Annotated in this window: 24 protein-coding genes; 17 read left to right on the forward strand and 7 right to left on the reverse strand. The window is 61.5% G+C overall.

The features are described 5' to 3' along the window. Positions 1-21: 21 nt before the first annotated feature. The 4 genes from ACWGKN_RS08350 (at position 22) to ACWGKN_RS08365 (ending at position 2,280) form a co-directional block, all read left to right on the forward strand. Positions 22-762, forward strand: a complete 741-nt coding sequence (locus ACWGKN_RS08350; RefSeq protein WP_452095033.1) for a hypothetical protein — start codon at positions 22-24, stop codon at positions 760-762. A 241-nt stretch (positions 763-1,003) separates the two neighbouring features. Further along, a complete protein-coding gene (locus ACWGKN_RS08355) occupies positions 1,004-1,357 on the forward strand; it encodes a DUF5666 domain-containing protein (RefSeq protein WP_035232719.1) in 354 nt (117 codons plus the stop codon). Positions 1,358-1,395: 38 nt separating this feature from the next. Further along, positions 1,396-1,893, forward strand: coding sequence for a DsrE family protein (locus ACWGKN_RS08360; protein WP_424255565.1), 498 nt, complete (start codon positions 1,396-1,398; stop codon positions 1,891-1,893). A 69-nt stretch (positions 1,894-1,962) separates the two neighbouring features. Further along, entirely contained in the window at positions 1,963-2,280 is a 318-nt protein-coding gene (locus ACWGKN_RS08365; RefSeq protein ID WP_035232716.1) for a cupin domain-containing protein, read from the forward strand. Between the two features lie 141 nt (positions 2,281-2,421). Here the strand turns inward: ACWGKN_RS08365 and ACWGKN_RS08370 are convergent, their stop codons facing one another. The 4 genes from ACWGKN_RS08370 to ACWGKN_RS08385 are packed head-to-tail and all read right to left on the reverse strand — an operon-like array spanning position 2,422 to position 5,369. Continuing rightward, positions 2,422-3,303, reverse strand: a complete 882-nt coding sequence (locus ACWGKN_RS08370; RefSeq protein WP_035232714.1) for a thiamine pyrophosphate-dependent enzyme — start codon at positions 3,301-3,303, stop codon at positions 2,422-2,424. Further along, positions 3,296-4,507, reverse strand: coding sequence for a pyruvate ferredoxin oxidoreductase (locus ACWGKN_RS08375; RefSeq protein ID WP_035232712.1), 1,212 nt, complete (start codon positions 4,505-4,507; stop codon positions 3,296-3,298). Before ACWGKN_RS08375 ends, ACWGKN_RS08370 begins: the two co-directional genes overlap by 8 nt. A gap of 4 nt (positions 4,508-4,511) precedes the next feature. Continuing rightward, positions 4,512-4,817 carry a 4Fe-4S binding protein gene (locus ACWGKN_RS08380; RefSeq protein WP_035232710.1) on the reverse strand — a complete coding sequence of 102 codons (306 nt, stop codon included), beginning with the start codon at positions 4,815-4,817 and terminating at the stop codon, positions 4,512-4,514. Positions 4,818-4,820: 3 nt separating this feature from the next. Then, on the reverse strand, positions 4,821-5,369 hold the full coding sequence (locus ACWGKN_RS08385; protein ID WP_035232747.1) for a 2-oxoacid:acceptor oxidoreductase family protein: 549 nt from the start codon (positions 5,367-5,369) through the stop codon (positions 4,821-4,823). A gap of 825 nt (positions 5,370-6,194) precedes the next feature. On the opposite strand from ACWGKN_RS08385, the gene ACWGKN_RS08390 reads away from it, so the two are divergent. From ACWGKN_RS08390 to ACWGKN_RS08440, 11 genes are all read left to right on the forward strand, one after another. Next, positions 6,195-7,259, forward strand: coding sequence for a branched-chain amino acid aminotransferase (locus ACWGKN_RS08390; protein WP_452095321.1), 1,065 nt, complete (start codon positions 6,195-6,197; stop codon positions 7,257-7,259). Positions 7,260-7,369: 110 nt separating this feature from the next. Then, positions 7,370-7,939, forward strand: coding sequence for a cupin domain-containing protein (locus ACWGKN_RS08395; protein WP_035232707.1), 570 nt, complete (start codon positions 7,370-7,372; stop codon positions 7,937-7,939). A 10-nt stretch (positions 7,940-7,949) separates the two neighbouring features. Continuing rightward, positions 7,950-9,602, forward strand: a complete 1,653-nt coding sequence (locus tag ACWGKN_RS08400) for an AMP-binding protein (RefSeq protein ID WP_035232705.1) — start codon at positions 7,950-7,952, stop codon at positions 9,600-9,602. Between the two features lie 335 nt (positions 9,603-9,937). Further along, a complete protein-coding gene (locus tag ACWGKN_RS08405; RefSeq protein ID WP_424254222.1) occupies positions 9,938-11,374 on the forward strand; it encodes a sensor histidine kinase in 1,437 nt (478 codons plus the stop codon). Next, positions 11,317-12,123, forward strand: coding sequence for a tetratricopeptide repeat protein (locus ACWGKN_RS08410; RefSeq protein WP_424254224.1), 807 nt, complete (start codon positions 11,317-11,319; stop codon positions 12,121-12,123). The genes ACWGKN_RS08405 and ACWGKN_RS08410 overlap by 58 nt, the downstream gene beginning before the upstream one ends. Positions 12,124-12,129: 6 nt before the next feature. After that, positions 12,130-13,491 carry a sigma-54-dependent transcriptional regulator gene (locus tag ACWGKN_RS08415; RefSeq protein ID WP_424254226.1) on the forward strand — a complete coding sequence of 454 codons (1,362 nt, stop codon included), beginning with the start codon at positions 12,130-12,132 and terminating at the stop codon, positions 13,489-13,491. Between the two features lie 312 nt (positions 13,492-13,803). Next, positions 13,804-14,166: a hypothetical protein gene (locus ACWGKN_RS08420; RefSeq protein WP_035232699.1), complete on the forward strand. Its 363-nt coding sequence runs from the start codon at positions 13,804-13,806 to the stop codon at positions 14,164-14,166. 51 nt (positions 14,167-14,217) lie between these two features. Then, the gene (locus ACWGKN_RS08425; protein ID WP_035232697.1) at positions 14,218-15,108 is read left to right on the forward strand and encodes a hypothetical protein; all 891 of its coding nucleotides are present in this window, start codon (positions 14,218-14,220) and stop codon (positions 15,106-15,108) included. A gap of 107 nt (positions 15,109-15,215) precedes the next feature. Beyond that, entirely contained in the window at positions 15,216-15,533 is a 318-nt protein-coding gene (locus tag ACWGKN_RS08430) for a cupin domain-containing protein (RefSeq protein WP_035232696.1), read from the forward strand. Between the two features lie 331 nt (positions 15,534-15,864). After that, complete coding sequence (locus tag ACWGKN_RS08435; protein ID WP_052159794.1) at positions 15,865-18,375, forward strand: PEP/pyruvate-binding domain-containing protein; 2,511 nt, start codon at positions 15,865-15,867, stop codon at positions 18,373-18,375. Next, a complete protein-coding gene (locus ACWGKN_RS08440) occupies positions 18,372-19,421 on the forward strand; it encodes a protein-tyrosine phosphatase family protein (protein ID WP_035228057.1) in 1,050 nt (349 codons plus the stop codon). Before ACWGKN_RS08435 ends, ACWGKN_RS08440 begins: the two co-directional genes overlap by 4 nt. A 45-nt stretch (positions 19,422-19,466) precedes the next feature. On the opposite strand, the gene ACWGKN_RS08445 is transcribed toward ACWGKN_RS08440, so the two are convergent. The 3 genes from ACWGKN_RS08445 to ACWGKN_RS08455 all read right to left on the reverse strand — a co-directional run bounded on the left by ACWGKN_RS08445 (position 19,467) and on the right by ACWGKN_RS08455 (position 22,751). Then, positions 19,467-20,477, reverse strand: coding sequence for a PilZ domain-containing protein (locus ACWGKN_RS08445; protein ID WP_452095034.1), 1,011 nt, complete (start codon positions 20,475-20,477; stop codon positions 19,467-19,469). A 105-nt stretch (positions 20,478-20,582) separates the two neighbouring features. Continuing rightward, positions 20,583-21,809, reverse strand: coding sequence for an anion transporter (locus ACWGKN_RS08450; RefSeq protein ID WP_452095035.1), 1,227 nt, complete (start codon positions 21,807-21,809; stop codon positions 20,583-20,585). A 36-nt stretch (positions 21,810-21,845) separates the two neighbouring features. Then, positions 21,846-22,751 (reverse strand): DMT family transporter, encoded by a 906-nt coding sequence (locus ACWGKN_RS08455; protein ID WP_424254237.1) that lies wholly within the window; start codon positions 22,749-22,751, stop codon positions 21,846-21,848. A 281-nt stretch (positions 22,752-23,032) separates the two neighbouring features. Here ACWGKN_RS08455 and ACWGKN_RS08460 point away from each other — a divergent pair, with 281 nt between their 5' ends. Both ACWGKN_RS08460 and ACWGKN_RS08465 read left to right on the forward strand, forming a co-directional pair. Then, positions 23,033-23,860: a glycerophosphodiester phosphodiesterase gene (locus ACWGKN_RS08460; RefSeq protein ID WP_035228065.1), complete on the forward strand. Its 828-nt coding sequence runs from the start codon at positions 23,033-23,035 to the stop codon at positions 23,858-23,860. A 292-nt stretch (positions 23,861-24,152) separates the two neighbouring features. After that, positions 24,153-25,403, forward strand: coding sequence for a serine hydroxymethyltransferase (locus ACWGKN_RS08465; RefSeq protein WP_035228066.1), 1,251 nt, complete (start codon positions 24,153-24,155; stop codon positions 25,401-25,403). The last annotated feature ends 201 nt before the right edge of the window (positions 25,404-25,604 follow it).

Consider the following 25,604-nt stretch of genomic DNA (forward strand, 5'->3'; position numbering starts at 1 on the left):
TGCCTCCAAGGAGAGGGTGAATTGAAGCCGATCAATCAAGGCAGACCACCGGAACACGTGGAACCGGCAGCCTGGCGCCGGCACATGGCCGAGGCCGAGATCGGCGCCGCCAATGCGGTCCCGGTAATCGGCGTGTGGTTCCTCGGCTGGCAGGCCTGGCGGCCGATCTTCTTCTACTGGCTCGACGGCCTGCTCGCCCTGTGGGGCTTGGGGGTGGTCGCCGCCGCAGTCTCCATCCGTGAAACGCCGTTCAAGGCAACGGGGGCCAAATTCCGGCTGGCCAAGGCCGCCGTGGTCGTTCTGGCGCTGGCCATCCTCTCCGTCCCCTCGGTGTTCACCGCCTGCTATCTTTTCGGGACATTGCACCAGCCCCCCGAGGAGATCCTGTCCCGGATATTCTCCGGTTACGGCGTCTGGTTCTCGCTGCTGGTGGTCGTCGGCTCGTACATCGCCCAGACGATCGGCGAAATACGCTGGCGCCCGGCTGTGACCCTCAAGCAATCCGGCAAGGAACGGGCCAATCTGTTCATCCACCGTACGCTGCTGATGGGCCTGCTGGTCCTCTGGGACAGTTGGAGCCCGCCGTCCAGACTGCTGCTCGGGCTCTATGTCCTGGCCGTGGCCTGTCTCTACACCTCTACCCAGCTCTATCCCGAGCGCTATCTGCGTCTGATCGGCTTTCCGACCAGGACCTCCAAGACTGTGGCCAAGGCGACCGGAAATACCGCAACGAAAAAGAAGGACCGACCGACCCACCGCTGACAGCTGCCATCAAATCAGAGAACCATCTCCATTCGCCCGCACTTTCCCCGCCTTGCCTACCGACGGGCTCATCCAGTGAGTCGAATCCCGGACCGGTCAACGATTGCCGCTCTTGCCCCGGGGAATCTCGCGCATTGCGGAATGGTCCGGAGATGCTTATCACTTCCACAATAGACGCCCATCAACCGGTATCGGCCCAGGGCGATGGCAACCAAACCTTTTGTACAGGGGGGATTCACCCATGAACCCATTAACCCGCATCACTCGACTCGCCGTCCTGCTCGCCGCTCTCGGCCTGATCCTGTTCCAGACCGCCCCGCTTTCCGCCGCCCTCTATGAGGAAGAGGTCTCGACCGGCGAATACCTCTATCTCAAAGGCATGGTGCGCTCCGTCTCCGCGGCCGACAAAACGTTGACCATCGAGCAGATGAAAGGTCCCCGCGTCACCATCCGCGTCAACCCCGACACCGAATTCGAAGGCGTCCGCAAAATCGAAGACCTGCAGGCCAGACAGGTGATCAAGGTCTGGTACCGCCCGCAGCAGGACGGCAATATCGGCCTGAAGATCCTCAGACTGCCGGACATGGGGTGCTGAGACGCCCGTTTTCCGCTTCCTGCATTGGAGATGGAACGATGAACAGAATGCTCTTGATGGCGTTGACCGTATTTGCGGCAGTCGTCTTCCTCCGGGGCGAAGGCGGCGCCGTCGCCTTGAACCACGGCAGCGCCTTGTCCGGGGTTATGACGACCAATGTCTTCTTCGACGTCAACATCGGTGATCCGGCCAAACTGCGCACCCGGCTGCAGCTGATTGAAACGACCCACGCCCAGTTGGTCGCCGCCGGCTTTTCGCCGCGGGTGGTGATCGGCATCAGGGGCATGGCGAGCAACTTCTTTACCAGGGACGCGGGCTACATCCTCGAGGCCGAGCTGCCGGTCAAAAAGGAGATCGCGGCGAAGGTGGAAAAGTTCAGGGCCATGGGATTCGCCGTCGAACAATGTCGCATCGCTGCCGGAATGCAGGGAATCGACGTCGCCGACTTTCTGCCGCAGGTGCAGGTCGTCGACAACGGTTATATCTCGATGATCGGGTACCAGGCACAGGGGTATGCCTACGTGCCGATGGACTGACGGCGGCCGCAAAACAATTGCCGCATCACATCTGATGACGGCATCTCAGTGACACAAGTGGAGGAAGACATGGCATTCTGGGATTTGAACTCCTTGCCGCTGGAGGAGTTCCGGCCGGGCATAGTCAGTAAGGCGGAATTCGGTAACGACCTCATCATGGTGTGCATGGAGATCGCTGCCAACATGGAGGATGCCGGCCATACCCACCCCTTCGACCAGTGCGGGGTGGTCCTCGACGGGAGAATAGAGATGTTTGTCGGCCGGGACCGCCGGATGCTCCATGCCAATCAGAGCTATTTCATCCCTGCCGGTGAACGCCATGGCTGGAAAACCTTCGATGAAGCGGTCAGGCTGTTGGATATGTCGGTAAAACAGCCGCCGAAATAGCCGGATACAAAGTCCATCCCGTCAGGTGGAAACACCGCTCCCCCTCCGCCCCATGAGTTTTCTGTCCTTATCGACTGAAAACCCATGGGGAACCGGGACCGAAGGAATGCGATCAGGCGGACGGCAAACGGGGCGCGAGGCTCAGGCCGCCCATTTGGCGTCGACCTGCTGCTGGATCCGGTTGACCAGATCGGTACCAAGTGCCTTGAATCTGCCCTGGGTGGCAAAGTAGTCGCTGACCGGCCTGCGTTTTCCACTGGCGACCCGCTGCGAGGGGGCGGAGAGTTTGAAGACGCCGGTCTCGATTTCATAGAGGTCGAAGAGGCCGGTCTCGACGGCGAGTTTCCCCACCTTGATCGTATATCTGGTATCGAAATTCCATCCCGGCGGGCAGGGGGTGTGGACATGGATATATTTCGGTCCGACGATGGTGGTGGCCTTTTTCACCTTGTCGTAGAGATCCAGGGGATAGGCCGCCGAGGCCGTTGCCACATAGGGAATGCCGTGGGCGGCGATGATCGCCGGCACGTCCTTCTTGGTCTGCAGCTTGCCCTTGATCGGCGTCGTCGTCGTCAGCACGCCCTGGGGGGTGGTGCCGGAACGCTGAACGCCGGTGTTCATGTAGGCCTCGTTGTCGTAACAGATGTAGATGATGTCCTCGCCCCGCTCGCAGGCCCCCGACAGGGCCTGGATCCCGATATCGCCGGTGCCGCCGTCGCCGGCCCAGGCGACGACGTTGACATCGTTTTTCCCCAGCGCCTTCATCGCGCCGCGGACGCCGCTGGCCGCGGCCGCGGTCGAGGCGAAGGTGACATTGACGCACGGGAGTTTGGTCGAGGCCACCGGGTACAGGCCCTGCAGGACGGTGAGGCAGCTGGGCGGGACCACCAGGACGGTGTTCTTGCCCAGGGCCTTCAGGCCGATACGGTAGACGATGGACAGGCCGCAGCCGGTACAGGCCCGGTTGCCGGAGTGGACGAACTCTTCCTCAGTCAGGTTCAAAATGGTTGTCTTCTCAGCCATGGCTCTCTTCCTGTAATTTTAAGCCGATCCAGCGCGGCGTATCTTCAATTTCTCCGGGCCGTTTGCATGATTCGGCCAGGATCTCCAGCAGCTGCTGCGTCTTGATCTCCCTGCCGCCGAGCCCGAGGATGTAGTTGTGGAGGATCGGCCGGTCGTCCATCCGGTAGAGGGCCGATTTGATGTCGCTGTACAGCGGCCCCTGGTTGCCGTAACTGACGGCCTTCTCCAGGACGATCACACACTGCTTGCCGGCCAGGACGGAGGCAATGGCCTGGTCCGGGAAGGGCCGGTACATCTGCACACCCATGACGCCGATGGCGATGCCGTCCTCCCGCATGATATCGATGACATCGCGCAGCTGGTAGGACAGCGAGCCGACGGCGACGGCGACAAAGCGGGCGTCGTCGCAGCGGTAGGTCTCGACGAAGGGACTGCCGCCCCGGCCGAACCGCAGTGCGAATTCGCGGTCGATCTCCTCATAGCTGTCGAGGGCGGCACGGAGATCCTGGTGCAGATTGTGGCGGATCTCGAAATAGCCCGGCTGCATGGTGCCGTCCACCCCGGGACGGATATCGGGCAGGGTGACGGTGTTGAAGTTGCCGGGATTTTCCGGATCGAGGAAGTGGGTCGGGGCAAACGGCGGCAGGAAGGCGTCGACCTCGCTCTGTTCCGGCCGGTCGAAGGGCATGTAGGTATGGGACAGCAGATAGCCGTCGTAGCACACCATCACCGGGATACCGACCGTCTGGGCGAGGCGGAAGGCCTTGATCACCGAGTCGATGATCTGCTGGTGGTCGTTGGCGTAGAGCTGGATCCAGCCGACATCCCGCTGCGACATGCTGTCCTGCTGGTCGTTCCAGACCGTCCACGGCGCGCCGATACCGCGGTTGGCGACGCACATGACGATCGGCAGCCGGGCCCCGACCGCCCAGTGCAGCTGCTCGACCATATAGAGCAGGCCGTTGGCGCTGGTGGCGGTGAAGGCCCTTGCCCCGGCAGTGGCGGCGGCGATGCAGACGGCCATGGCGCTGTGTTCGCTCTCCACCGGGATGTACTGGGCGTCGAGCTGGTCCGACTCGACGAATTCCGACAATTTCTCCGTCAGCGGGGTCTGCGGGGTGATCGGATAGGCGGCGATGACCTGGACCCGTCCCAGTTTGACTCCTGTTGCCGCGGCGACATTTCCCGAATCGATGATATGCATGGGGTTATTTCTCCTTCGCGATAAAACTCGCCTCGTCCACCATCTCGATGGCCCCGGCCGGACACTCCTCGGCGCAGATGCCGCAGCCCTTGCAGTAGTCGAGGTTGATGGCGGGTGGAATGGTCTTGCTGACAACGCAGTCCGGGCAGTAGAGCCAGCAGGTGAAGCAGGACGGCTTGCCGGTCTTGGCCGGGATGCACTTGCCGTGGTCCATGACCGGCCGCTTGACCCGCCATGAACCGGTGTTGCCGCCGTCGCCGGGGCCCGGCTGGCTTCTCGATATCATTTCGCAGTAGTTTCTCTTCGCCATCTCTCACTCTCCGATGAAGGTATGTTCGTAGGCGATCCGTGCCGCCCTGGCGTTCAGTTCCGGCTTCTTGCCGGCGAACTCTTCTTCGATGGCGCGGGACAGGGTGTCGATGTCGACCAGACCGCTGGCCTTGGCAAAGGCGCCGATGATGCCGCTGTTGACGATGCCCGGCGGCAGTCCTGCTTCAACCCCGTGGGTCGTGACGTCGGAGACGGCCACCCGGGCGTTGCCGAAATCGTAGCTGGAGGCGGGCGGAGGGGCATTGAGGATGACCAGGCCGTTGTCCTTCAGCCCCGCCACCACATCGACCTCTGCGAGCAGGGTGCGATCGAGGACGACCACCATGTCGGGGGTGGTGATCGGCGAGAGATCGTAAATTTTTTCCCGGGAAATCTTCAGCGAGGTGAAGACCGGGGCGCCGCGCCGCTCGGTGCCGAAGGTCGGCGCCATGACCACGCCCTTGTAGCCGCAGACAAAGGCCCCGTTCGCCACAATCTTGGCCGCGGTGATGGCACCCTGGCCGCCGCGTCCGTGCCATCGTATTTCGATGATGTCTTTTCTCATTGTTCACCGCTTCGGTAAAATTTGCCGGTGGCGCTTGAGCCTGCACCACCGGCGGTTGATGCCTCACAACTCTATCTTCGGTCTTTCATCCCGGCCGATGCCGGAAACTGTCGTCTGTAGTTTTCCCTCCATGATCCTCCCGGCCGCGGTGGCGGCGTCGGACGCCGCCAACAACCGAGCGCTCGATCAATTTCCGCCCCACTCTACCACACCGTCGCGTTCAGGTAAACACACCGGTTCCTGCCGGCAGTGAACCGAAACCGGCGGATGGATACGCTACCGGACCGCACCGGCAGGATCTGAATCGAATTGAGAATCAATGTCATTCACCATAACGTGTACGGCAAAAAAAACTCATGATTTTTTCCGCCGCCCGCCACAGTCCTTGTTTCCAGCAACCTTCGACCCGAGATCAGCGCGATGGACGGCATCGTCGCCGCACCGGGCGGGAGCTGCCGCCTGCAACCCTGTACCCGGCTCCGGCTGCCGGATTCACCTTGACGCCTTGTCCCGGCCGGCCGGACAGGGGATCACCACAAGCAATCGTTGCGGCGCCCAACGAGACGGAATCCTTCTTTTATATGGCGGAAATATGCCGGAAATTTCCTCCCATGTCCCGGAAAAAGAGCGGCAATTCCCCCGGGGTTTGTGGTATGGTGGGCTACGGTTTGGATCTCTTTGTCATTCTATTTACTTGGGTGGGCCAATCGTCTCTCCGCCAGCACCCCGAACCTGTTTTTATTGACATTTCCTCACATTTTCAGCAAACAACGGTAATCATATGCATCAATACAACTTACGGAAGGAGCCATGATGAAAATAGCATTCAGGAAAGCGGACAGCCTCAAGAGTCACCCCGATCAAACGTCGCTGGGATTCGGGACCATCTTCACCGATTACATGTTCAACATGGACTATAATCCCGACCAGGGGTGGCACAATCCCCGCATCGAGCCCTATGGACCGATAGCGATGGATCCGTCGACGATAGTGCTGCACTACGGTCAGACCATTTTCGAGGGCCTGAAGGCCTACCGCACCGAGAGCGGGGCCGTCCAGCTGTTCCGGCCGCAGGACAACATCAGGCGCCTCAACCAGTCGGGGGACAAGCTCTGCATCCCACCGCTCGACGAAAAATTCGTTCTCCACGCCCTCGTCGAGCTGCTCAAGGTCGAAAAGGACTGGGTGCCGAGCGCCCCCGGGACCTCGCTCTACATCCGTCCCGCCATCGTCGCCATGGATCCCTATGTCGGTCTCCGCGTATCCCAGACCTACCGTTTCTTCATCATCCTGACGCCGGTGGGCGCCTACTATCCGAAGGGATTCAACCCGGTGAAGATCTGGGTCACCTCCAAGTATGTCCGGGCCGTCCGGGGCGGACTGGGCGAGGCCAAGACCGCCGCCAATTATGCCGCCAGCATCTACGCCACCGAGATGGCCCACAAGGAAGGGTACACCCAGGTGCTGTGGCTCGACGGCGTCGACCTGAAATATGTCGAGGAAGTGGGGTCGATGAACATCTTCTTCGTTATCGGCGACGAACTGATCACCCCGATGCTCAACGGCAGCATCCTCGCCGGTGTCACCCGCAATTCGGTCATCACCCTGGCCCGGTCGTGGGGCATGAAGGTGACGGAGCGCAGGATCGGCATCGATGAGGTCTATGCCGCCAACCAGCGGGGAGAGCTGAAGGAGATCTTCGGATCGGGCACCGCCGCCGTCATCTCGCCGGTCGGCCACATGAAGTTCGACGGCAAGGAGATCACCATCGGCGACGGCGGCGTCGGTCCGGTTTCCGCCCGGCTGTTCAAGGAGTTGATGGATATCCAGTACGGCAGGGCCAGGGATCCTTTCGGCTGGACCATGACGGTGGCATAGGGGAATACCGGCAACGCGGCTCACGTCCCCCCTGGCCGGCGGCCGTCGGGGACGTGATGTGCAGGGCAGGTGGATGGCTGGGGCATCAACAAAATAGACGAGGGAAAGGTATGAGTGTAGAGAAGATCAGTCAGCGAATCAGGTACTATATGGAAAAGCGGGACATCGGGATCGACAGGCTCGCCGAGAGCACCGGACTCGACCGGGAGTTCATCGCCACCATGCTCAAGGAGAACGTCTACCCCCCGCTGGGGCCGATGATCAAGATCGCCCGGACCCTCGGGGTCCGTCTCGGCACCTTCCTCGACGACCAGCAAACGACCGACCCCTACATCGTCCGCAGTGCCGAGCGGCTGACCAAATTCAGCGTTCTCGCCGAAAAGAACAAGCCGGCATCGCTCAACTTCTTCTCTTTGGGAACGGGCAAGACCGATCGCCACATGGAACCGTTCTTCATCGAGGTGATGCCGGAATCGGCCGCCAAAAAGACCTTGTCCTCCCACGAGGGCGAGGAGTGGATCGCCGTTGTCAAGGGCAGCATCGAGGTGATCTACGGCAAGGAGACCTACATCCTCGAGGAGGGAGACAGCGTCTACTACAACTCGGTGGTGCCGCATTATGTCAGCGCCCGCGGCGGTGAAAAGGCCCGGATCCATGCCGTGATCTACATACCGGAATAGGGGAGGCGCCATGGAACAGACACTGCCGTTGCTCGATATGACCCTGGGACGGATGCTCGATACGACCGTCGCCAGATACCCCGACAACGACGCCATCGTCTACGTCGACCGCAACTTCCGCCTGACCTACCGCCAATTCCAGCAGGCCGTCGACGACCTGGCCAGGGGCCTGATGGCGCTCGGTGTGCAGAAGGGCGAAAAGGTCGCCATCTGGGCCACCAACATCCCCAACTGGGTGATCCTCCAGTTCGCCACCGCCAAGATCGGGGCGATCCTGCTCACCGTCAACATCAACTACAAGAGGGCCGAGATCGAGTACCTGCTCGGCCAGTCGGAGACCGAGAACCTCTTCCTGATCGACGGCTATCAGGACACCGACTACATCACCACCATCTACGACCTGGTCCCGGAACTGAAGACCATGGAGCGGGGCCGCCTGGCCAGCAGCCGCTTTCCGCACCTCAGGCGGGTCTGCTTCCTCGGTCTGGAGAAACACCGGGGAATGTACTCGATCCCCGAGATCAACGCCCTGGCGGCGATGGTCGGCGATGAGGAATACCAGGCCCGCCAGGCCACCCTCTCGCCCCATGATGTCGTCAACATGCAGTACACCTCGGGAACCACCGGCTTCCCCAAGGGGGTCATGCTGACCCATCACAATATCGGCAACAACGGGTATTTCGTCGGCGCGAACCAACTCTTAACCGAGAAGGACCGGATATGCGTGCCGGTGCCGCTGTTCCACTGCTTCGGCTGCGTCATGGGGGCCATCGCCTCGGTCAGCCACGGTTCCTGCCTGGTGTTCCTCGAGGGATTCGACCCGGTGATGGTCATGACCTCGGTCGAGAAGGAGCGCTGCACCGCACTGTACGGCGTGCCGACGATGTTCATCGCCATCCTCGACCACCCGCTGTTCTCCAGGTTCGACTTTTCGTCGCTGCGCACCGGGATCATGGCCGGCTCGAACTGCCCGGTCAAGGTCATGGAGCAGGTCATCGAGCGGTTGAACATGACCGATGTCACCATCTGCTACGGCCTGACCGAAACCTCCCCGGTCATGACCTATACCCGTATCGGCGACGAGTTCCGCCTGCGGGTGGAGACCGTCGGCCGGGCCCTGCCCCATCTCGAAGTCAAGGTCATCGATCCCAACACCGGGGCGACCCTGCCCCCGGAAACCCAGGGAGAGGTGTGCTGCCGCGGCTACAGCGTCATGAAGGGGTACTACAACAACGAGGAAGCCACCCGCAAGGCGCTCACCGAGGACGGCTGGCTCCGTTCCGGTGACCTCGGCATCATGGACGAGGTCGGCAACCTCCGGATCACCGGGCGCATCAAGGACATGATCATCCGCGGCGGCGAGAATATCTATCCCCGCGAGATCGAGGAGTTTCTCTACAACATGGACGGCATCAAGGACGTCCAGGTGGCCGCCGTGCCGAGCGAGAAATACGGCGAGGAGGTGGGGGCATTCATCGTCCGCAAGGACAATGCCAATATCGAGGCGAGCGACGTCATCGACTTCTGCCGGGGCAAGATCGCCCGCTTCAAGGTCCCAAAATATGTCCACTTTATCGATAAATACCCGATGACCGCCAGCGGCAAGATCCAGAAATACAAACTCTCGGAGATGTCACAGGATATCTGGCCGGAGAGGATCTGACAGGAGTTTCATCGTAATCCCCAGTACATTTCCGACCTCCCGGCAGCCGTGCCATCGCGGTCGGGAGGTCGGGGAGCCATGCCATCGCCTCGACCCAGCCGTCCACTCCCGCCGCCCGCAAACCGGTCACCAGCCGCTGAAAAACATGTAAATCGAACAGAGCGCCGCGCATGGGACCGCCCCGGCGCCACTTGACCTGAAAAGTACTCCCGCGGTATATCGGAAGTTGCTCCTGCCGCCTGCCGGCACCCCATGTATCTCAACCATGCCGCATTGGCCGACTCCCGGACATTAGTCGGCCGCACTCCCCTGCCATTGAACCCGGAGGAACACGATTGACCATATTCTCTCGCCTGATGCTCAGTTATTTCGCCCTGCTGGTGATGGCAACGGCGGTGAGCGCCTACTCCATCATCCAACTCGGCCAGATGAGGGGGATCACCCATTCGATCATCCTGCACGACACCAACATGCTCGATCTCCACAAGAACATGGCCGACGCCCTGCTGTCGGCCTCCCGCTATGAGAAAAACATCGCCGTCATGTGGGACCCGGCGTTGTATCAGAGCTTTCTGATCTCGAAAAAGGATTTCGAGCGCTACTTCGAGGAGGCCAGGGGCCTGGTGGAACCGGGGGAGATGCAGGAGGTGCTGATCCGCCTGGAAAGGAACCATCGAACCTACCAGTCGCTGATTGCCGAGGACGTTGCCCTGCTGGAGGCGGGCAAGCCCCTTCCTGAAAACCGCAGCGGCGACGACAAGGAACAGGTGCTGAACCGGGCGCTGGAGGATCTGACCCAGTTGAGGGCCTTGATCCACCACACTACCTTCAGCAAGGTCAAAACACTCGATGAGGCCGGGGTCAAGGCCCAGACGATGGCCGTGGTGATCACCGCCATCGCCTTCCTGCTCGGTCTGGTGCTGTCGATCAGCATCACCCGGAGCATCGTCCTGCCGCTGTCGCGGATGAAGAAAAAGACGGTGGAGATTGCCGCCGGGAAGCTGGAGCCCGACCTGGAACTGCCCTCTCCCCCCGAGGTCGGGGCGCTGGCCCAGGCCTTCAATACGATGTGCGCCAGACTCAAGGAGGTGGACCGGATGAAAACCGAATTCTTCTCCCTGATGTCGCACGAGCTGCGGACCCCCCTCACCTCGATTCGCGAGGGAACCAACCTGTTTCTCGAGGGCAAGGGCGGCGAGGTCACCGATAAACAGAGGAAGTTGCTGACCATTATTGCCGAGGAGAGCAACCGGTTGATACGCCTGGTCAATTCGCTGCTCGACCTCTCCAAGCTCGAGGCAGGTATGGTGCCATTCCATTTTACCGAGTATGATCTGCCGCCGCTGATCAACCGGACGCTCGACGAACTGATGCCCCTGGCCGAATCCAGGGGCATCCGGCTCGAGAAGGATATCGGCGAGGTCCCGCGTGTCGCCATGGATAGCGAGCGGATCAGGCAGGTGCTGCGCAACCTTCTCGGCAACGCCCTCAAGTTCACCCCGCACGGCGGTTCGGTCCGGGTCGAGGCTCAGTTGACAGCGGATGGACTGCGGGTGTCGATAACCGACACCGGGCCCGGCATCCCCCGGGAACATATCGGCAGTATTTTCGAAAAATTCCGCCAGGTTTCCCCTGCGGACTCCCGCCGCCTCGAGGGCACGGGGCTGGGGCTGGCAATCGTCAAACACATCGTGCATGCGCATGGAGGTAGTATATGGGCAGAAAGCGAAGCGGGGCATGGCAGCACCTTTATTTTTGTGTTGCCGCTCTGATCATCTTCATTGTCGCCGCCTGTGCACCGCTCGGCGACACGCCGACGGATCGGGAGAACGCCGGACTGCGGCACGGTCGGCAGCTCCTTGTCGACCGCGACTTCCAAGGCGCGCTGCGGGAGAGCCGGAAGGTGCTCGACCTCTACCCGCACAGTCCGCCCGGCGATGCGGCGCTGTACGAGATCGGCATGATCCATGTCCATCCTGACAACCCGAAAAGTGACCCCGGCAAGGCCCTCCAGGCCTTCACCCGGCTCACCAGGGAATTCCCCCGGAGTCCGCGGGCGGAAGAGGCCAGGAGCTGGATCCACATGCTCCAGGTCGTGAAGAAAACGAGGGGTAACGATATCGTGAAGGAAACCAGGGGTAACGATATCGAGGCCAAAGAAACAGTGAGGGAACCGTCGGTCGAGCAGGGTTTCATCCATCTCCTCAACGGCCAACAGCTCCTCGTCCAGGGGGATATTCAAGGGGCGCTGCAGGCCAACCTGGAAGCCCTCGCCCGCTCTCCCCACGACCCGCCGGGCGACGAGGCGCTGTTCGCGATGGGGCTGATCCACATCCATTACGCCAATCCGAAAAAGGACATCCGCCAGGCCCAGGCGTTGTTCGCCCGGATCGTCAAGGAGTTCCCCGACAGTCCGCGTACCGAAGAGGCCAGGATCTGGGTCGATATCCTTGATACCATGGAAAAGACCAGGCAGATCGATATCGAGATCGAAGAGAAAAAGCGGGAGATGAGGAGGTAGACACTCATGGCACGGGCAAAGCTGCTGGTGGTCGACGACGACCGCAACCTGCTGGAAATCATCAAGATGCGGCTGGAATCGATGGACTACGAGGTGACGGCGATCCGGGATGAAGAGGCGGCCAGGCAGGCGGTGGCAACCCAGGTCTTCGATCTCGCGGTGATCGATCTGCAGTTGGCGAACCAGGACGGGATCTCGCTGATGGAAGAGATCCACCTGATGAGCCCGGACCTGCCGGCCATCATTCTCACCGCCCATGGCAGCATCGAAAGCGCCGTCGAGGCGATGAAACGGGGGGCCTACACCTATCTCACCAAACCGTTCGACGCGCGGGAGTTGTCGCTGCATGTGGACCGGGCCCTGGAAAACCGCCGGCTCAGCTCCGAGGTCAACCGGCTCAAGGGTCTGCTGGCGGAACGCTACGACTTCAAGAACATCGTGGCGCGCAGCGACAAGATGCGGCAGGTGCTGGAGACCGTGGCCAGGATCGCCGGGATGGATTCGACGGTCCACATCCACGGCGAGAGCGGCACCGGCAAGGAACTGATCGCCCGGGCGATCCATCTTGCCAGCCCGCGCCAGGACAAGGCGTTCGTGGCCATCAACTGCGCCGCCCTGCCGGAAAATCTGCTCGAGAGCGAGCTCTTCGGTCATGAGAAAGGTGCCTTCACCGGGGCGATCAGGAGCTCGCGGGGGTTGTTCGCCCAGGCCCATCAAGGGTCCATTTTCCTCGACGAGATCGGCGACATGTCGCCTTCGCTCCAGGTCAAGCTGCTCCGGGTGCTGCAGGAGCGCCAGTTCTATCCGGTCGGCAGCGAAAAGCCCCTGTCGGTCGACGTCCGGGTGATCGTCGCCACCAACAGGAACCTGGCGGAGATGGTCAGGCAGGACCAGTTCCGCGAAGACCTGTTCTACCGCATCCACGTCATTCCCATCGAGTTGCCGGCCCTGCGGGAGCGACGGGAAGACATCCCCCTGCTGGCCGATTATTTTCTGAAGAAACTCAGCACCCAGATGAACAAGAAAATCAAGGGCCTGTCACCGGCCGCGATGCAGCGGCTCATGCTCCACGACTGGCCCGGCAATGTCCGGGAACTGGAGAACACCCTCGAGTATGCGGTGGCGATGACCGTCCAGGACGTCATCACCGAAGACCTGATCCTGCCCGGCAAAGCGGGGACGATCGAAGAAGGTCTGCAGCCGCTGACGGAAGCCCGGGACGCCTTTGAAAAGGGGTATCTGGTGCGCCTGCTGGAGATGTCCCACGGCAATGTCAGCAGCGCCGCGACGATGGCCGGACGGTACCGCCCCGACCTGTATGCCCTGCTCAAGAAACATGGGCTGAATCCCGGCGATTTCAAGAAATAACCCACCCGTTCGACAATCCCCTTCAGCATGTAGGGAAATCCATACATTCCCGGTAAATCGCCAGAATTGCGCCATTGTCTCCCCGTCGTTGACGTGCGGGCCGGGTGCCCCCTGAATGGAAATCCATACACCTGGCTGGTCCACCGCGACCAACGCCGCCTCATTTGTTCTCATATTCGACAGAATATCCGTTAGATACCTTCAAACCAGAGCGTGTGGCATACATCTTGCTGCCTGTATGGCAAGACTGGGGAACCGGCAGCGTATCATCCTGGCGGCACATCCATTCACACTCGAGAAAGGAGGTACACCATGCGACATCTTACCCGGAGCATCACCCTGGCGTTCATCATCATCGGCCTGTTCACCGTCGGCCCGGCACTGGCTGTCCCGCAGCCCCACCGGCAACCCGATGCGGCCCAAACGGCAGGCGAGGCCCTGAAAATCAGGCAGAACAGGATCGTTGAGAACGAGACCGCCAAAATCATGCCGGTTCTCGATGACAGGATCAAGGACCCGGAGATTCTGACCAAGACCAGGGAGAAACTGCTCACCCTGCCCGTCAAGGATATCCGGCTGGTCTCTTCCCTCTGTGATCGGGTAGCGGCCAGTGAAAAGACCCCTCGGGCCGACATCGTGTTTTCGCTGGTCACGGCCCTGATCGTCCTGTCCTGACCCGAGTGATCCCGATGTCGAAATCTCTCTCTTTGAAAACGGAAATCCATCATGTCCAAGAATTTGATCCATCTGTCATACCATTTCATCGTCCTGCTGCTGAGTGCCGCCATCGCCTTCTCGATCCCGCACGTGTTCAGCGCCCTGGCCAGGAATCTGCTCACTTTCTGGGCGTTCATCGAGAACGAGAAGATATTTCTGATCTCGCTGGAACTCTCCATCGCCGCCATGCTGATCATCATGTTCAACTCCATTCGGCAGGGATGGGAGGCCAGAAAACTGTCGCGGGTGGCAACGAGCGCCGGTCTGGTGCCGCAATCGCCGTTGACGGGACTGCTGGGACGCCGATCGGCCGGCAGATTGAAGGCGGCACGGGGTATCGCGGCGGACATCATGATCATCGGCTCGACCGGACGGCGGACCTTCGCCGATTCCGACGGAGAACTCCACCATGCCGTCCGCAACTGCCGCAGGGCCAGGATCATGCTGCTCAATCCGTATGGAGAGGGGGCGGTCGCCCGCGCCCGGAGCATCCCGGACCCGGAGATCACACCGGAGCTCATCCGCGACCAGATCATCGAGAGCATCGGTTTTCTCAAGGACCTGAAGGCCGGCCAGAAAAACATCCGGGTGAAGCTCTATCCGGACATGCCCCTGCTGAAACTGGCGATCCTTGGCGACCACGCCTTTCTCCGCCATTATCATACCGGCCTCAACGTCAACACCATGCCGGAATATGTGTTCAGCAGCGACGGCCTCAATGGCGGTCTTTATCTGCCCTTCTACCGGTATTTCCTGTCGCGCTGGAACGACCCGGACATCCCTGAATACGACCTGGACACCGATGAGCTGGTGCTCCGCGACCAGGCGGGACGGGAGCGGCATCGGGAACCGGCCCGCTGGGCCGGCCTGGTCGATGAGAGAGTGGTGAAAATCGCCTGATTCACGGGCAGGCGGAAACGGCCTGCCGATACATCAACATTGCAAATCGCCGCACTTGGAGCTGTTTTTCGATCGCGGCATGTCACATTCGGAAAAGGAGAACAGACATGGCTTTCTGGGATTTGACCTCAGTGCCCCTGGAATGGTTCCGTCCGGGTATTTTCAACAAGATGGAGATCGGCAACAACCTGATCATGGTGTGTATGGAGATTGGTCCCGGCAGGGAGGATGCCGGCCATGTCCATCCGTTCGATCAGAGCGGCGTCGTCCTCGAGGGGAGGATTGAGATGTTCGTCGGCGGCGACCGCCGGCTGCTCCACCCCAATCAAAGCTATTTCATTCCGGCCGGTGAACGCCACGGCTGGCGGACACTCAATGAAGAGGTGCGGCTCCTGGACGTGTCGCCGAAACATCGACCGAAATAGAAGACCTGCCCCCCCGGGCCGGGCTCGGGCCGGGAGATCATCACACCGCCGTCATCGATCTCCCGGTCCCGCCCGTCACCACCTCCCCTTCCATCCCCCTGCCGCCGCCCCCCCCCGGCCGACGGCGCCTCCGTCGGGATTGGCGACCGGATGTCCCCCGCTGCACGGAATACAACCGTATTGATTGACTTACCGGTGCCGGATCGTTACTGATAGATATATATTGCCCACCGCGTTTTCCGGGCGGTCGTTGCGCCATTGCCGCCCCTCGCCGCCCGGACTGTTTTCGTAACGGCCGACGAACCCAGGTCTATTCCGTGGGGCTAACCGTATGCAGCTCAACACCCTCTTCAAGTACTGGACCTACCGCCTGTTCGCCCCGGGCGTCGTCCTGCGCGAGACCTATGAGGCCTTTCGCGAACTGCTGGTCTTCGACAATCGCAGCCACGAGCTCATGGCCGATCTGGAGGCCCTCTATTATCAAGGGATCAAAGAAGATTTCTGCCGAATCAGTCACCGCTACGATCACCTGTCGGACAGCGTCAACGGCATGGTCACCTGCCTCGAACGGATGGCCCCCGGCTCCTTCGTCACGCTGCGCGAGTATTACCGGAAATTCGATTTCTACGGCCGATTCCAGCTCGCCCCGCCGGCCGTCCGCTTCGGCCCGCCGTTTGCCCTGCCGCTCGACGAGCCGACCGCGCATAAGCCGGACATGGTCGGGGCCAAGACCGCCAACCTGGCCGCCATCGCCGCCATCCTCCACCTGCCGATCCCTGTCGGCTTTGTCATTTCCGTCAACAGCTTCAATTACCTGCTCGAATACAATGACCTGCGCGGCCTGATCAACGCCTTGTTGGCCGAGATCGATCCCACCGTCCCCGACTCCCTCGTCGATATTTCCAGCCGGCTGATAGAGCTGATCACCGCCGCCGAGGTCCCGCCCGCCGTCAACGAGGCGATCTTCGCCGCCCAGGCCGCCGCCTTCGCCGGGCGGGAAGACAGCATCAGAATGGTCGTGCGCAGCAGCGCGGTGGGCGAGGACAGCGAATTCTCCTTCGCCGGCCAGTACTCGACCGCTCTCGACGTCCGCCGCGAAGACCTGATCAGCGCCTATCTCGCGGTGTTAGCGAGCAAGTACCAGCCCGAGGCCTTGACCTATCGCATCCATACCGGACTCGGCGACGAGGAGACGCCGATGGCGGTCATGGTGCTGGAGATGGTCGACGCGACCGCCAGCGGTGTCGTCTACACGGTCGGCCCGACCCGTCCCGATGCCGATCAGGTCCATATTCACACGGTGCGGGGCCTGGGGGAAGGCCTGGTGAGCGGGCGGCTGATCCCGGCAATCCAGGTGGTCGACCGCAACGAGCTGACGGTCCGGCCCCCGGTCACCGACGACGGCCAGATCGATCCCGGCCCGCCACCGGTCCTGAGCCTTGAACAGGCCATCAGCCTTGCCGCCCGCGCCCTCGAGATCGAACGGCACTTCGGCAGTCCCCAGGATATCGAGTGGGTGATGCAGGACAACGGTGAGCTCTTTTTCCTCCAGAGCCGCCCGTTATCAACCCGCCCCCTGCCGCCGCAGGCGGCCGCCACCGAAGCCCCGGCGGACAGCCGTGACGGCGGCTGCCAGCCCCTGCTGCGGGGCGGCACCACGGCGGCGGCGGGACAGGCCAGCGGCCCGGCCTATTGTGTCGATCGCGAGCATCCGGTCGAACAGGTCCCGGCCGGTTCCATCCTCGTGATCCGGGAGGCGCGCCCCTCCTACGTCCAGGTCATAAACCGGGTGGCCGGGGTGCTGGCCGAACTCGGCAGTGTCGCCGGTCACTTCGCCACGATCTGCCGGGAATTCGAGGTGCCGCTGCTGTGCGGCCTCGGCGCCGGGGTCCAGACCATCCGGCACGGTCAGACCATCACCATGCAGGCCGCGGAGCGGCAGGTGTTCGACGGCGCCACCCTCTCGACCCGTCCCGCCGTGCCTCTCTATCGCAGCCAGCGCCATCTCCCCTATTTCCGCAAACTGCGTCGACTGCTCGATACCATCACCCCCCTGCACCTGACCGATCCCCGGGCCGGCAATTTCGTCCCCGAGGAATGCCGTTCCTTCCACGACATGATCCGCTTCTGTCACGAGCAGGCGGTGAGAACCATGTTTTCCCTCGGCGACCGGCTCGGCCAGCCTGCCCGCCATCGCAAGAAAATCCTGTCCGACCTGCCGTTCGATATCTTCGTCGTCGATGTCGGCGGCGGCCTGCAGGCCACCGTCCCGACGGGAGAGCCGATCCGGATCGAGCAGATCGGCTCGGCACCCTTCCTCGCCCTGTGGGCCGGGATGACCCATACTTCGGTGCGCTGGCACGACCTGCCGCATTTCGACTGGCGCCAGTTCAGCGAAACGACCCTGGCCGACGGCATATCGACGGTTGATTCGCCGGAGTATGCCAGTTATGCTGTGATCGGAGGAGATTATGTCAACCTGATCATGCGCTTCGGCTACCATTTCACCCTGATCGACGCCCTGTGCGGCGACAACAGCGCCAACAACTACTGCCAGTTCCGCTTTGCCGGCGGCGGCGGGGAGTTCTCGGGGCGCCTGCTGCGGCTGCAACTGATCTCGACCGTGCTGCAGCAGGCCGGCTTCGAGATCGAGACCCGCGGCGACCTGCTCGACGCCAGGATCTCCGCCCTCCCGGCCGCCGACATGGAGGCGCCGTTGCTGACCCTCGGGCGACTGCTCGGGGCGACCCGGCTGATGGATATGACGCTGCATGACCTCGACGACGTCCAGCGCTATATAAAGACCTTCCTCGCCGAATCTCCCGCGGGTTTGCCGTCATGACCTACAGCGTAACCTGGCTGACCAGCCAACTGGCCTGCGGCTCGGCCCCGATGTCCTACGACGACCTCGACCTCATCAAGGGACAGGGGATCAACGCCATCGTCAATCTGTGCGGCGAATTCTGCGACCTGCACGAGATCGAGAAACAATCCGGTTTCGAGGTCTACTACCTGCCGATCCCGGATGAAAGCGCTCCCGACATGGAGCTGATGGAAAAGGCCCTGGACTGGCTGGACGAGGCCCTCTACCTGCAGAAAAAGGTCCTGGTCCACTGCCGTCATGGCCTCGGCCGCACCGGCACCTTCGTCTCCGCCTATCTCCTGCGGCGCGGCTTCGGCCTCAGACTGACCGAAAAGAAGCTGAAAAAGGCGCGCATCAGTCCAGGGAACTTCAGCCAGTGGCGGCTGTTGCGCCGGTATGGGAAACAGAAGGGGCAGCTCAAGGCCAGTGAGCCGCGGCTGGAAAATAAGACGACGGTCGACCTGAAGCCGTTTCTGCGGGAGGTCGAAGCGATTCTCGAGGAAGCCGATGCGGCGGCCGTGGCGGCCGGCAGCGATCCCAACAATGATGCCGCCGCTGCCTGCTGCTGCCACGGCGGATTCGAGGTGGACCTGATCGAGGCGGTGTATCTGAGTCAGTCGCTGAACCGGCAACTCGACCGTGACCAGCGCATGGCGGCGATCGAACGGGCGCTGGCAGCATCCTCCCGGATCCGGGAAGACCGGGTGGAAACGGGCCGCAATCGGGAGGAGGCCGCGGGGAGGGTATCATCTGCCGGAACCATTCCCTGTCCGCTGCAGGTGGATGGCGTCTGCACCCTTTTTGCCCAGCGCCCCCTCAGGTGCCGGACCGGGCTGGACAGCGGTACCCGGAAGCGGCTGCAGGAAGCGATCCACAAGGCTTCCCGGGAAATTTTTCTCGCCCTGACCGGATCGTTCTCTCCGGCCGCCAACCTGCAATTCTCCATAGCCGACACGGTTTCAGGCCGCTTTGTCCAGCAGTATTTCCAGGCGATCCTCAACGGATCGTCCAGGTCGGAGAGATGAAAATCGCCCTGCATTGCCGATGGCCACGGACTGCAATCCACGACATTATTTCACCAGCAGGACCTGGCCGGGATAGATCTGACTGTTGACGTCGAGGCCGTTCACCTGGCGAAGGTAGTCGATTTTGAGATGATAATTCAGGCTGATCCTGTACAGATTCTCGCCTTTTTCGACCACATGGTAGGCCGGTTCAGGTGATGGTGCGACTTCGTCTTCCACTGCTGCCGGAGTGCCTTTCAATGAACTGGAACCATCACCGGACTCTGAATGTAACGCTGAATCCCCCTGCTCTTTGCTTTCCAGTCGTTCCACCAGTTTTTCAACTTTCCCCATCTCCGGAATCGTATTTTTAACGTTATTCAGATCATATCGAATACCATCGATTTTACCTGCAACATCGGTCATGGATACATTTGCCGAATGCAACGATTTCAATTGTGATTCTATCAATGCCAGCTTTTCGGCCATCTGTTCGATTCGTAGTCCATCAATTTCTTCCTGCCTGCTGGTCATGGACATGTAATACAGCAACAGACCCACACCAATACATACGATGCCGATAACGGCATATTTTTCAATCTGGATTGATCCGGTTGCTTCCGCGGTCTCTTTGGGTTCGACGTAATCCTGTTGCCATTCCGGGGCCAGAACGCCGGCAATCAACCTGATATTTTTCTCAGATATTTCAGTAAATTCAACTGCCACGGCAAAGGGAAATTGCTGCTCCCCGCCTCGTTTCAACAGAAATGTCCTGACAACTGATCCTTCAGCCGTAACAACATCGTTGCAATCGGGTATCTCAACGACAATACGGATCGAATCACGTGGTTCCGGTTGCTCGGCAAGGCAGAGAAGGGCGCCGCCACGGCTGATATTGCTCACCTTCCCTCGCAATGTTTTATTGTTTCTGAAAACAGTAACAGGCCAGGTGACGGCAGCTCGTGGTTGTTTGCGTCGAAGAAATGAGCGTCGATTGATCATTTTTGAAAATCGCATGGTCGTGGCGGTCAATCTCCCTCCATATCGTTGGCTGTTCCGAAGATCATCTTCAATCATACTCTCCCTGATAGCATATCGGGTCTGATTTTATCAAGGCGCAACACCCTGGTGCCGCTACCGGGCAGGGTGGTGTCAGCGGTAACGTTCATCTCCCCCGATCATTCACCCGGCAACCGCAATCCACCCGGCCAGGATCGTCAGGCTGGCCAGCGTCACCGGGATGCCGATTCTGGCGTGTTCCGCGAACGAGACCACCACCCCTTCGGCCAGCGCCTGCTCGACCACGATGAGATTGGCGATCGAGCCGAGGAGGATGAAGTTGCCGGCGAAGGTGCTGGATACGGCCAGGACATACCACAGGTGCTGATCGGCGGGGTCGAGGAACTGGATCAGCAGCATCACCGCCGGAACGTTGCTGAAGATGTTGCTGAGCACCGCCGAGATGACGGCCAGGGTCAACGGTTCGCTGAAATGGATGCCGAGTCCCTGCAGCCCGGCCATCACCTGTCCCGGCAGATCGCCGGCGGACACGCCATGGACGACGATGAACAGGGCACAGAACAGGGTGATCAGGTGCCAGTCGACCAGACCGAGGATCCGCCGGGTGTCGTAGCGGCGACTGCAGAGGAGCAGGCCGGCGAGGCCGATGGCCGAGACCTCGCGCGGCACCGGGGTGAAGAACAGGGCGATGAGGGCGCCGATCGCCACCAGGCCCCTGGCGGTCTGGTGCCGGTTGAACTCCGGCCAGGAAGTCCGGCGATTGAGGCAGGCGGTCGCACTCTCGGCCCCGGCGACGAAACGGCGGCGATAGAACAGCACCAGCAGCAGGTAGCCGGCGGCCAGGGCGAGCAGCGACGGCGGCAGGCACCAGATGAAGAAGGCGTTGAAATCAAGGCCGGCGCTCTGGCCGATCAGCATGTTCTGGGGGTTGCCGATGATGGTGGCGGCCGAGCCGATGTTGCTGGCCAGAGCCAGTCCGAGCAGGAAGGGGACGGGGTTGAGCCGGGCTGCAACCAGGCCGTGGATCAGTACCGGGGTGAAGGCCAGGCACACGATATCGTTGGCCAGCAGGGCCGACAGGGCGGCGGCCAGCAGCATCGACACCGCCAGGAACAGCCGGGGCCGGTTCAGCAGCGGGATGATCCGGCGCGCCGACCAGGCGTAGAAGCCGCCAAGGCGAAGCTGGGCCGAGATCACCATCAGCGAATAGAGCAGCAGGATGGTCGGGATGTCGATGGCGGCGAAGGCCTCGGTGGCGGTCATCACCCCGCCGACCACCATGGCGATGGCGCCGAGCAGGGCGATGCCGGTGCGGTCGATGGCCAGTCCCGGCAGACGGCCGCAGGCGATGCCGAGGTACGTCAGGGAGAAGAGGATGCCCGCGGTCATCGCTGTGGATAATCCCGACATAAGATGAAAACGTCCTTATTCCCCATGGCCCGCCGGCAGTCCGGTTACCGGTTTTTTCGCCGCCAGCAGGCGACCGAGCAGGGTGCTGCTGCCGAGGATCAGCAGGCCGCCGACCCAGAAGCGCCAGCCGGCCGGGTCGCCGAGGAAGGTGATGCCGATGATGGCGGTAAAGATCACCTCGCTCGTCATGAACACCCCGCCCTCCCAGCCGCGGCAATAGAGGAATCCCTGGGTCATCATCAACTGGGCACTGAGGGAGAAGAGAACGATGCCGAGGAGCACCACCACCTCCACCCCCCGATCGGGAAGGGTGGGATCGGCCAGATACATCGGGGCGGCGACGGCGGCGCACACCGTGCAGAAGTAGAGATAGATCACCACCGAACCGTTGTCGCGGCGCAGGCGGTGGACCAGGGTCATCGCCAGGCCGGCGAAGACCCCGCCGAGCAGGGCGATGGCCTGGCCGGCGATGCTGCCGGTCAGCTGAAAATCAAAGAGGATCCCGGCCCCGACCAGGACCAGGAGCAGACACAGGGCCTCGCAGCGGCTGATCCCCTCCTTCAGCAGGACAAAGGAAAACACGGCGGCGAAGGCCGGATAGGTGAAGAAGATCACCATCGCCGTCGACACCGGCAGCAACCGGATGGCCATGATCATCGACAGGAAGGCCAGCGCCCCGGCGCCGCCGCGGAAGATCAGCAGCGGCAGATTATGGCCCCTGAAGAGATTGCGGCGGCGCCCGAACAGCAGCTGCAGCAGCACCATGCCGCCGAAGGAGCGGTAGAAGGCGATGTCCCAGGTCGAGTACTCGCTGCCCAGCAGCTTGATGCAGATATTGAGCATCGCGAACAGCAGCGCCGCCGAGAGCATGAAGAGCGGTCCCGCCACCGCGGCGTCGAGATGTACCAGTCGTCTGTTCATCGTACCGTTATTCCTTGACGTTGAGCACAAATGCAGGCCCAGGCCGATGTCGGAGGCAGAGACGGAGCTTCGGCGACATCCCTGTGTCTTTTACTCCCAAGCAAACGGGATTGACACCAAAAAACACGCGCGTTCTCCGCTCCCCCTGCTTTTCGCCCGGCAATACCCTTGACAAGGCACGGATACGAGGAGTAACTGAAAGGACAGCGAGAGACGGATCAAATGAAAAATATCGGCGCCCGTCCTTCCCGTATCGTCAATCCCCTGATGGAACGACAAGCATGACCTTCTTCGACCGATTTTCCGATGTGCATCTGGTCGGCGCCCATCGCGGCTTCAGGGCCTGCCGCCCGGAAAACACCCTGAGCGCGTTCACCGCCAGCGTCGGCCGCTGCCATTTCATCGAAACCGATGTCCAGATCTGCCGGGACGGCATCCCGGTGGTATTTCATGACCCGACCCTCAAACGGACCACCAACGCCGCTTTCATCGCCAACAAACTGGGGATAAAGTCACTGCGGCTCAGCACATGGGACCTCAGCCGGCTCAAGCAGCTCGACATCGGCTCGTGGTTCCTGGCCGCCGATCCGTTCGGGACCCTGGCCGCCGGCACGCTGGCCGTCGCCGACCTCGAGCCGCTGATGCCGCAACGGATCCTGACGCTGGCGGAACTGCTGGAGTGGGCGATGCGGCACAAGATGCCGCTCAACATCGAGATCAAGGATCAGCGGCGGACCAGATTCGATCAGCATGTCGCCAGTCTCGTCCTCGATGCCGTCCATCGGGCCGGTTCCGCCTCGATGGTGCTGATCTCCTCCTTCAACCATGATTATCTCGTTCAATGCAAGGCCCTGGCCCCGCATATCTCGATCGGCGTCCTCCAGAATGAGCAGCATCCGCCGGAACTGGTGCAATATCTGCAAACGATCGGCGCCGCCGCCTACCATCCCGCCGATGCCATCACCAGCAGGGAACTGATCCGCACCCTGCGTGCCGCCGGTTTCGGGGTCAATGTCTATACGGTGAACGACAGACAACGGCAACGGGAGCTCTTCGACTTCGGGGCCACCGCCATCTTCACCGATTTTCCGGAGCTGCCTGTCCGCTGATCGGGCCTCGATCCGCCCCCGACCCCGCTTGCGGCGGCGACACCGTTTTTTCCCATTTTCCGCTGTGAAATTGGCGGTGACTTTATTATAGTTTCCTCTTCACTGCATGCCGGGTCCAGTAAAAGTGCGGCAGGGCCTGCAGCGGCGCCTCGCCCTCCGCCCTGGCCGGCGGAATGTGACGGTGGTCAGTGGCCGGACGCGGCCTGGTCACCGTTTTTTTTTATTGCCATGTTCTCTCAATGCCCCGGACATCGTTGCCGGGCATCCAACTCGTGATTGAAAAGGAAGGAAAATGGAAGATCTGCTCAAGGTAGACGAGGAAATATATGCCCTGGTGCGGCAGGAAGAAATCCGCCAGTCCCGAAAAATCCGGCTGATCGCCTCGGAAAACTATGTTTCAACGGCGGTCCTGCAGGCGACCGGTTCGGTCCTGACCAATAAGTACTCGGAGGGGTATCCCGGCAAGCGGTATTACGAAGGGCAGCAGATCATCGACCAGGTCGAGACCATCGCCATCGAACGGGCCAAGTCGCTGTTCGGGGCCGAGCATGCCAATGTCCAGCCCTATTCCGGCTCGCCGGCCAACCTCGCCGTCTATCTCGCCTTTCTCAACTGCGGCGATACCATCCTCGGCATGGCCCTGCCCCATGGCGGCCATCTGACCCACGGCTCGCCGGTGAGCATTTCCGGCAAGTACTTCAACGCCCAGTCGTACCAGCTCGATCCCGCCACCGGCCTCCTCGACTACGAGGCGATTGCCGAGAAGGCCAGGAACTGCAAGCCGAAAATCATCGTCGCCGGCCATTCGGCCTATCCGCGGATCCTCGATTTCGCCAGATTCCGCGAGATCGCCGACGAGGTCGGGGCCCTGCTGATGGTCGACATGGCCCATTTTGCCGGCCTGGTCGCCGGAGGGGCCCATCCCTCCCCGGTGCCATACGCCGACGTGGTCACCACCACCACCCACAAATCGCTGCGCGGCCCCCGCGGGGCGATGATCCTGTGCCGGGAAAAATACGCCCAGGCCATCGACAAGGCGGTGTTTCCAGGCGTCCAGGGCGGCCCCCACGACAACACCACCGCCGCCATCGCCGTCGCCCTGAAGGAGGCGTCGACGAAGGAGTTCCGCCAGTACGCCCGCCAGATCGTCAACAACGCCGCCGCCCTTGCCGATACCCTGATGGCCAGAGGCTTCCGGCTGATCACCAACGGCACCGAAAATCACCTGATGCTGGTCGACCTGACTAGCAAGGGCATCTCCGGCAAAAAGGCCGCCCGGATCCTCGATACCGCCGGCATCGTCCTCAACTGCAACGCCATCCCCTTCGATCCCCGCAAACCCTACGACCCGAGCGGCATCAGGCTGGGGACGGCGGCGGTGACCTCGCGCGGCTTCAAGGAGACGGAGATGGTCGAGGTCGGCCGGCTGCTCGACCAGGTCATCAGCGATCCGGAGAATGAAGCGACCCACGCCCGGATCGCTGCCGAGGTCAGGGAACTGTGCTCCGGCTTCCCGGCCCCCGGGCTCGAACACATCGTTTGACCGCCGCTCTTTTTCGAAACAGAAAGGGGTTGAAGACCACTGGTCTTCAACCCCTTTCTTTTGGCGACGGCATTCAGCATCGCAACGCTTACACTCCCTGCCGATAGGTGCTGAACCTAGTCCCTTTCGGAAAAAGACGCAGATTAAATTCAGCTTCCAGCCGATTGCGACCGAGCACCGCAATCATCTATATTTTCGAAC

The sequence above is a fragment of the Desulfoprunum sp. genome (assembly GCF_053613775.1).

Bases quoted from the DNA above. Each gene is read 5' to 3' on its own strand.
- ACWGKN_RS08430 (WP_035232696.1), top strand. From the start codon at position 15,216: ATGGCTTTCTGGGATTTGACCTCAGTGCCCCTGGAATGGTTCCGTCCG.
- ACWGKN_RS08445 (WP_452095034.1), bottom strand. From the start codon at position 20,477: ATGATTGAAGATGATCTTCGGAACAGCCAACGATATGGAGGGAGATTG.
- ACWGKN_RS08450 (WP_452095035.1), bottom strand. From the start codon at position 21,809: ATGACCGCGGGCATCCTCTTCTCCCTGACGTACCTCGGCATCGCCTGC.
- ACWGKN_RS08435 (WP_052159794.1), top strand. From the start codon at position 15,865: ATGCAGCTCAACACCCTCTTCAAGTACTGGACCTACCGCCTGTTCGCC.
- ACWGKN_RS08415 (WP_424254226.1), top strand. From the start codon at position 12,130: ATGGCACGGGCAAAGCTGCTGGTGGTCGACGACGACCGCAACCTGCTG.
- ACWGKN_RS08390 (WP_452095321.1), top strand. From the start codon at position 6,195: ATGAAAATAGCATTCAGGAAAGCGGACAGCCTCAAGAGTCACCCCGAT.
- ACWGKN_RS08365 (WP_035232716.1), top strand. From the start codon at position 1,963: ATGGCATTCTGGGATTTGAACTCCTTGCCGCTGGAGGAGTTCCGGCCG.
- ACWGKN_RS08370 (WP_035232714.1), bottom strand. From the start codon at position 3,303: ATGGCTGAGAAGACAACCATTTTGAACCTGACTGAGGAAGAGTTCGTC.
- ACWGKN_RS08410 (WP_424254224.1), top strand. From the start codon at position 11,317: ATGGGCAGAAAGCGAAGCGGGGCATGGCAGCACCTTTATTTTTGTGTT.
- ACWGKN_RS08380 (WP_035232710.1), bottom strand. From the start codon at position 4,817: ATGGCGAAGAGAAACTACTGCGAAATGATATCGAGAAGCCAGCCGGGC.
- ACWGKN_RS08455 (WP_424254237.1), bottom strand. From the start codon at position 22,751: ATGAACAGACGACTGGTACATCTCGACGCCGCGGTGGCGGGACCGCTC.
- ACWGKN_RS08440 (WP_035228057.1), top strand. From the start codon at position 18,372: ATGACCTACAGCGTAACCTGGCTGACCAGCCAACTGGCCTGCGGCTCG.
- ACWGKN_RS08420 (WP_035232699.1), top strand. From the start codon at position 13,804: ATGCGACATCTTACCCGGAGCATCACCCTGGCGTTCATCATCATCGGC.
- ACWGKN_RS08360 (WP_424255565.1), top strand. From the start codon at position 1,396: ATGAACAGAATGCTCTTGATGGCGTTGACCGTATTTGCGGCAGTCGTC.
- ACWGKN_RS08460 (WP_035228065.1), top strand. From the start codon at position 23,033: ATGACCTTCTTCGACCGATTTTCCGATGTGCATCTGGTCGGCGCCCAT.
- ACWGKN_RS08395 (WP_035232707.1), top strand. From the start codon at position 7,370: ATGAGTGTAGAGAAGATCAGTCAGCGAATCAGGTACTATATGGAAAAG.
- ACWGKN_RS08355 (WP_035232719.1), top strand. From the start codon at position 1,004: ATGAACCCATTAACCCGCATCACTCGACTCGCCGTCCTGCTCGCCGCT.
- ACWGKN_RS08375 (WP_035232712.1), bottom strand. From the start codon at position 4,507: ATGCATATCATCGATTCGGGAAATGTCGCCGCGGCAACAGGAGTCAAA.
- ACWGKN_RS08465 (WP_035228066.1), top strand. From the start codon at position 24,153: ATGGAAGATCTGCTCAAGGTAGACGAGGAAATATATGCCCTGGTGCGG.
- ACWGKN_RS08425 (WP_035232697.1), top strand. From the start codon at position 14,218: ATGTCCAAGAATTTGATCCATCTGTCATACCATTTCATCGTCCTGCTG.
- ACWGKN_RS08400 (WP_035232705.1), top strand. From the start codon at position 7,950: ATGGAACAGACACTGCCGTTGCTCGATATGACCCTGGGACGGATGCTC.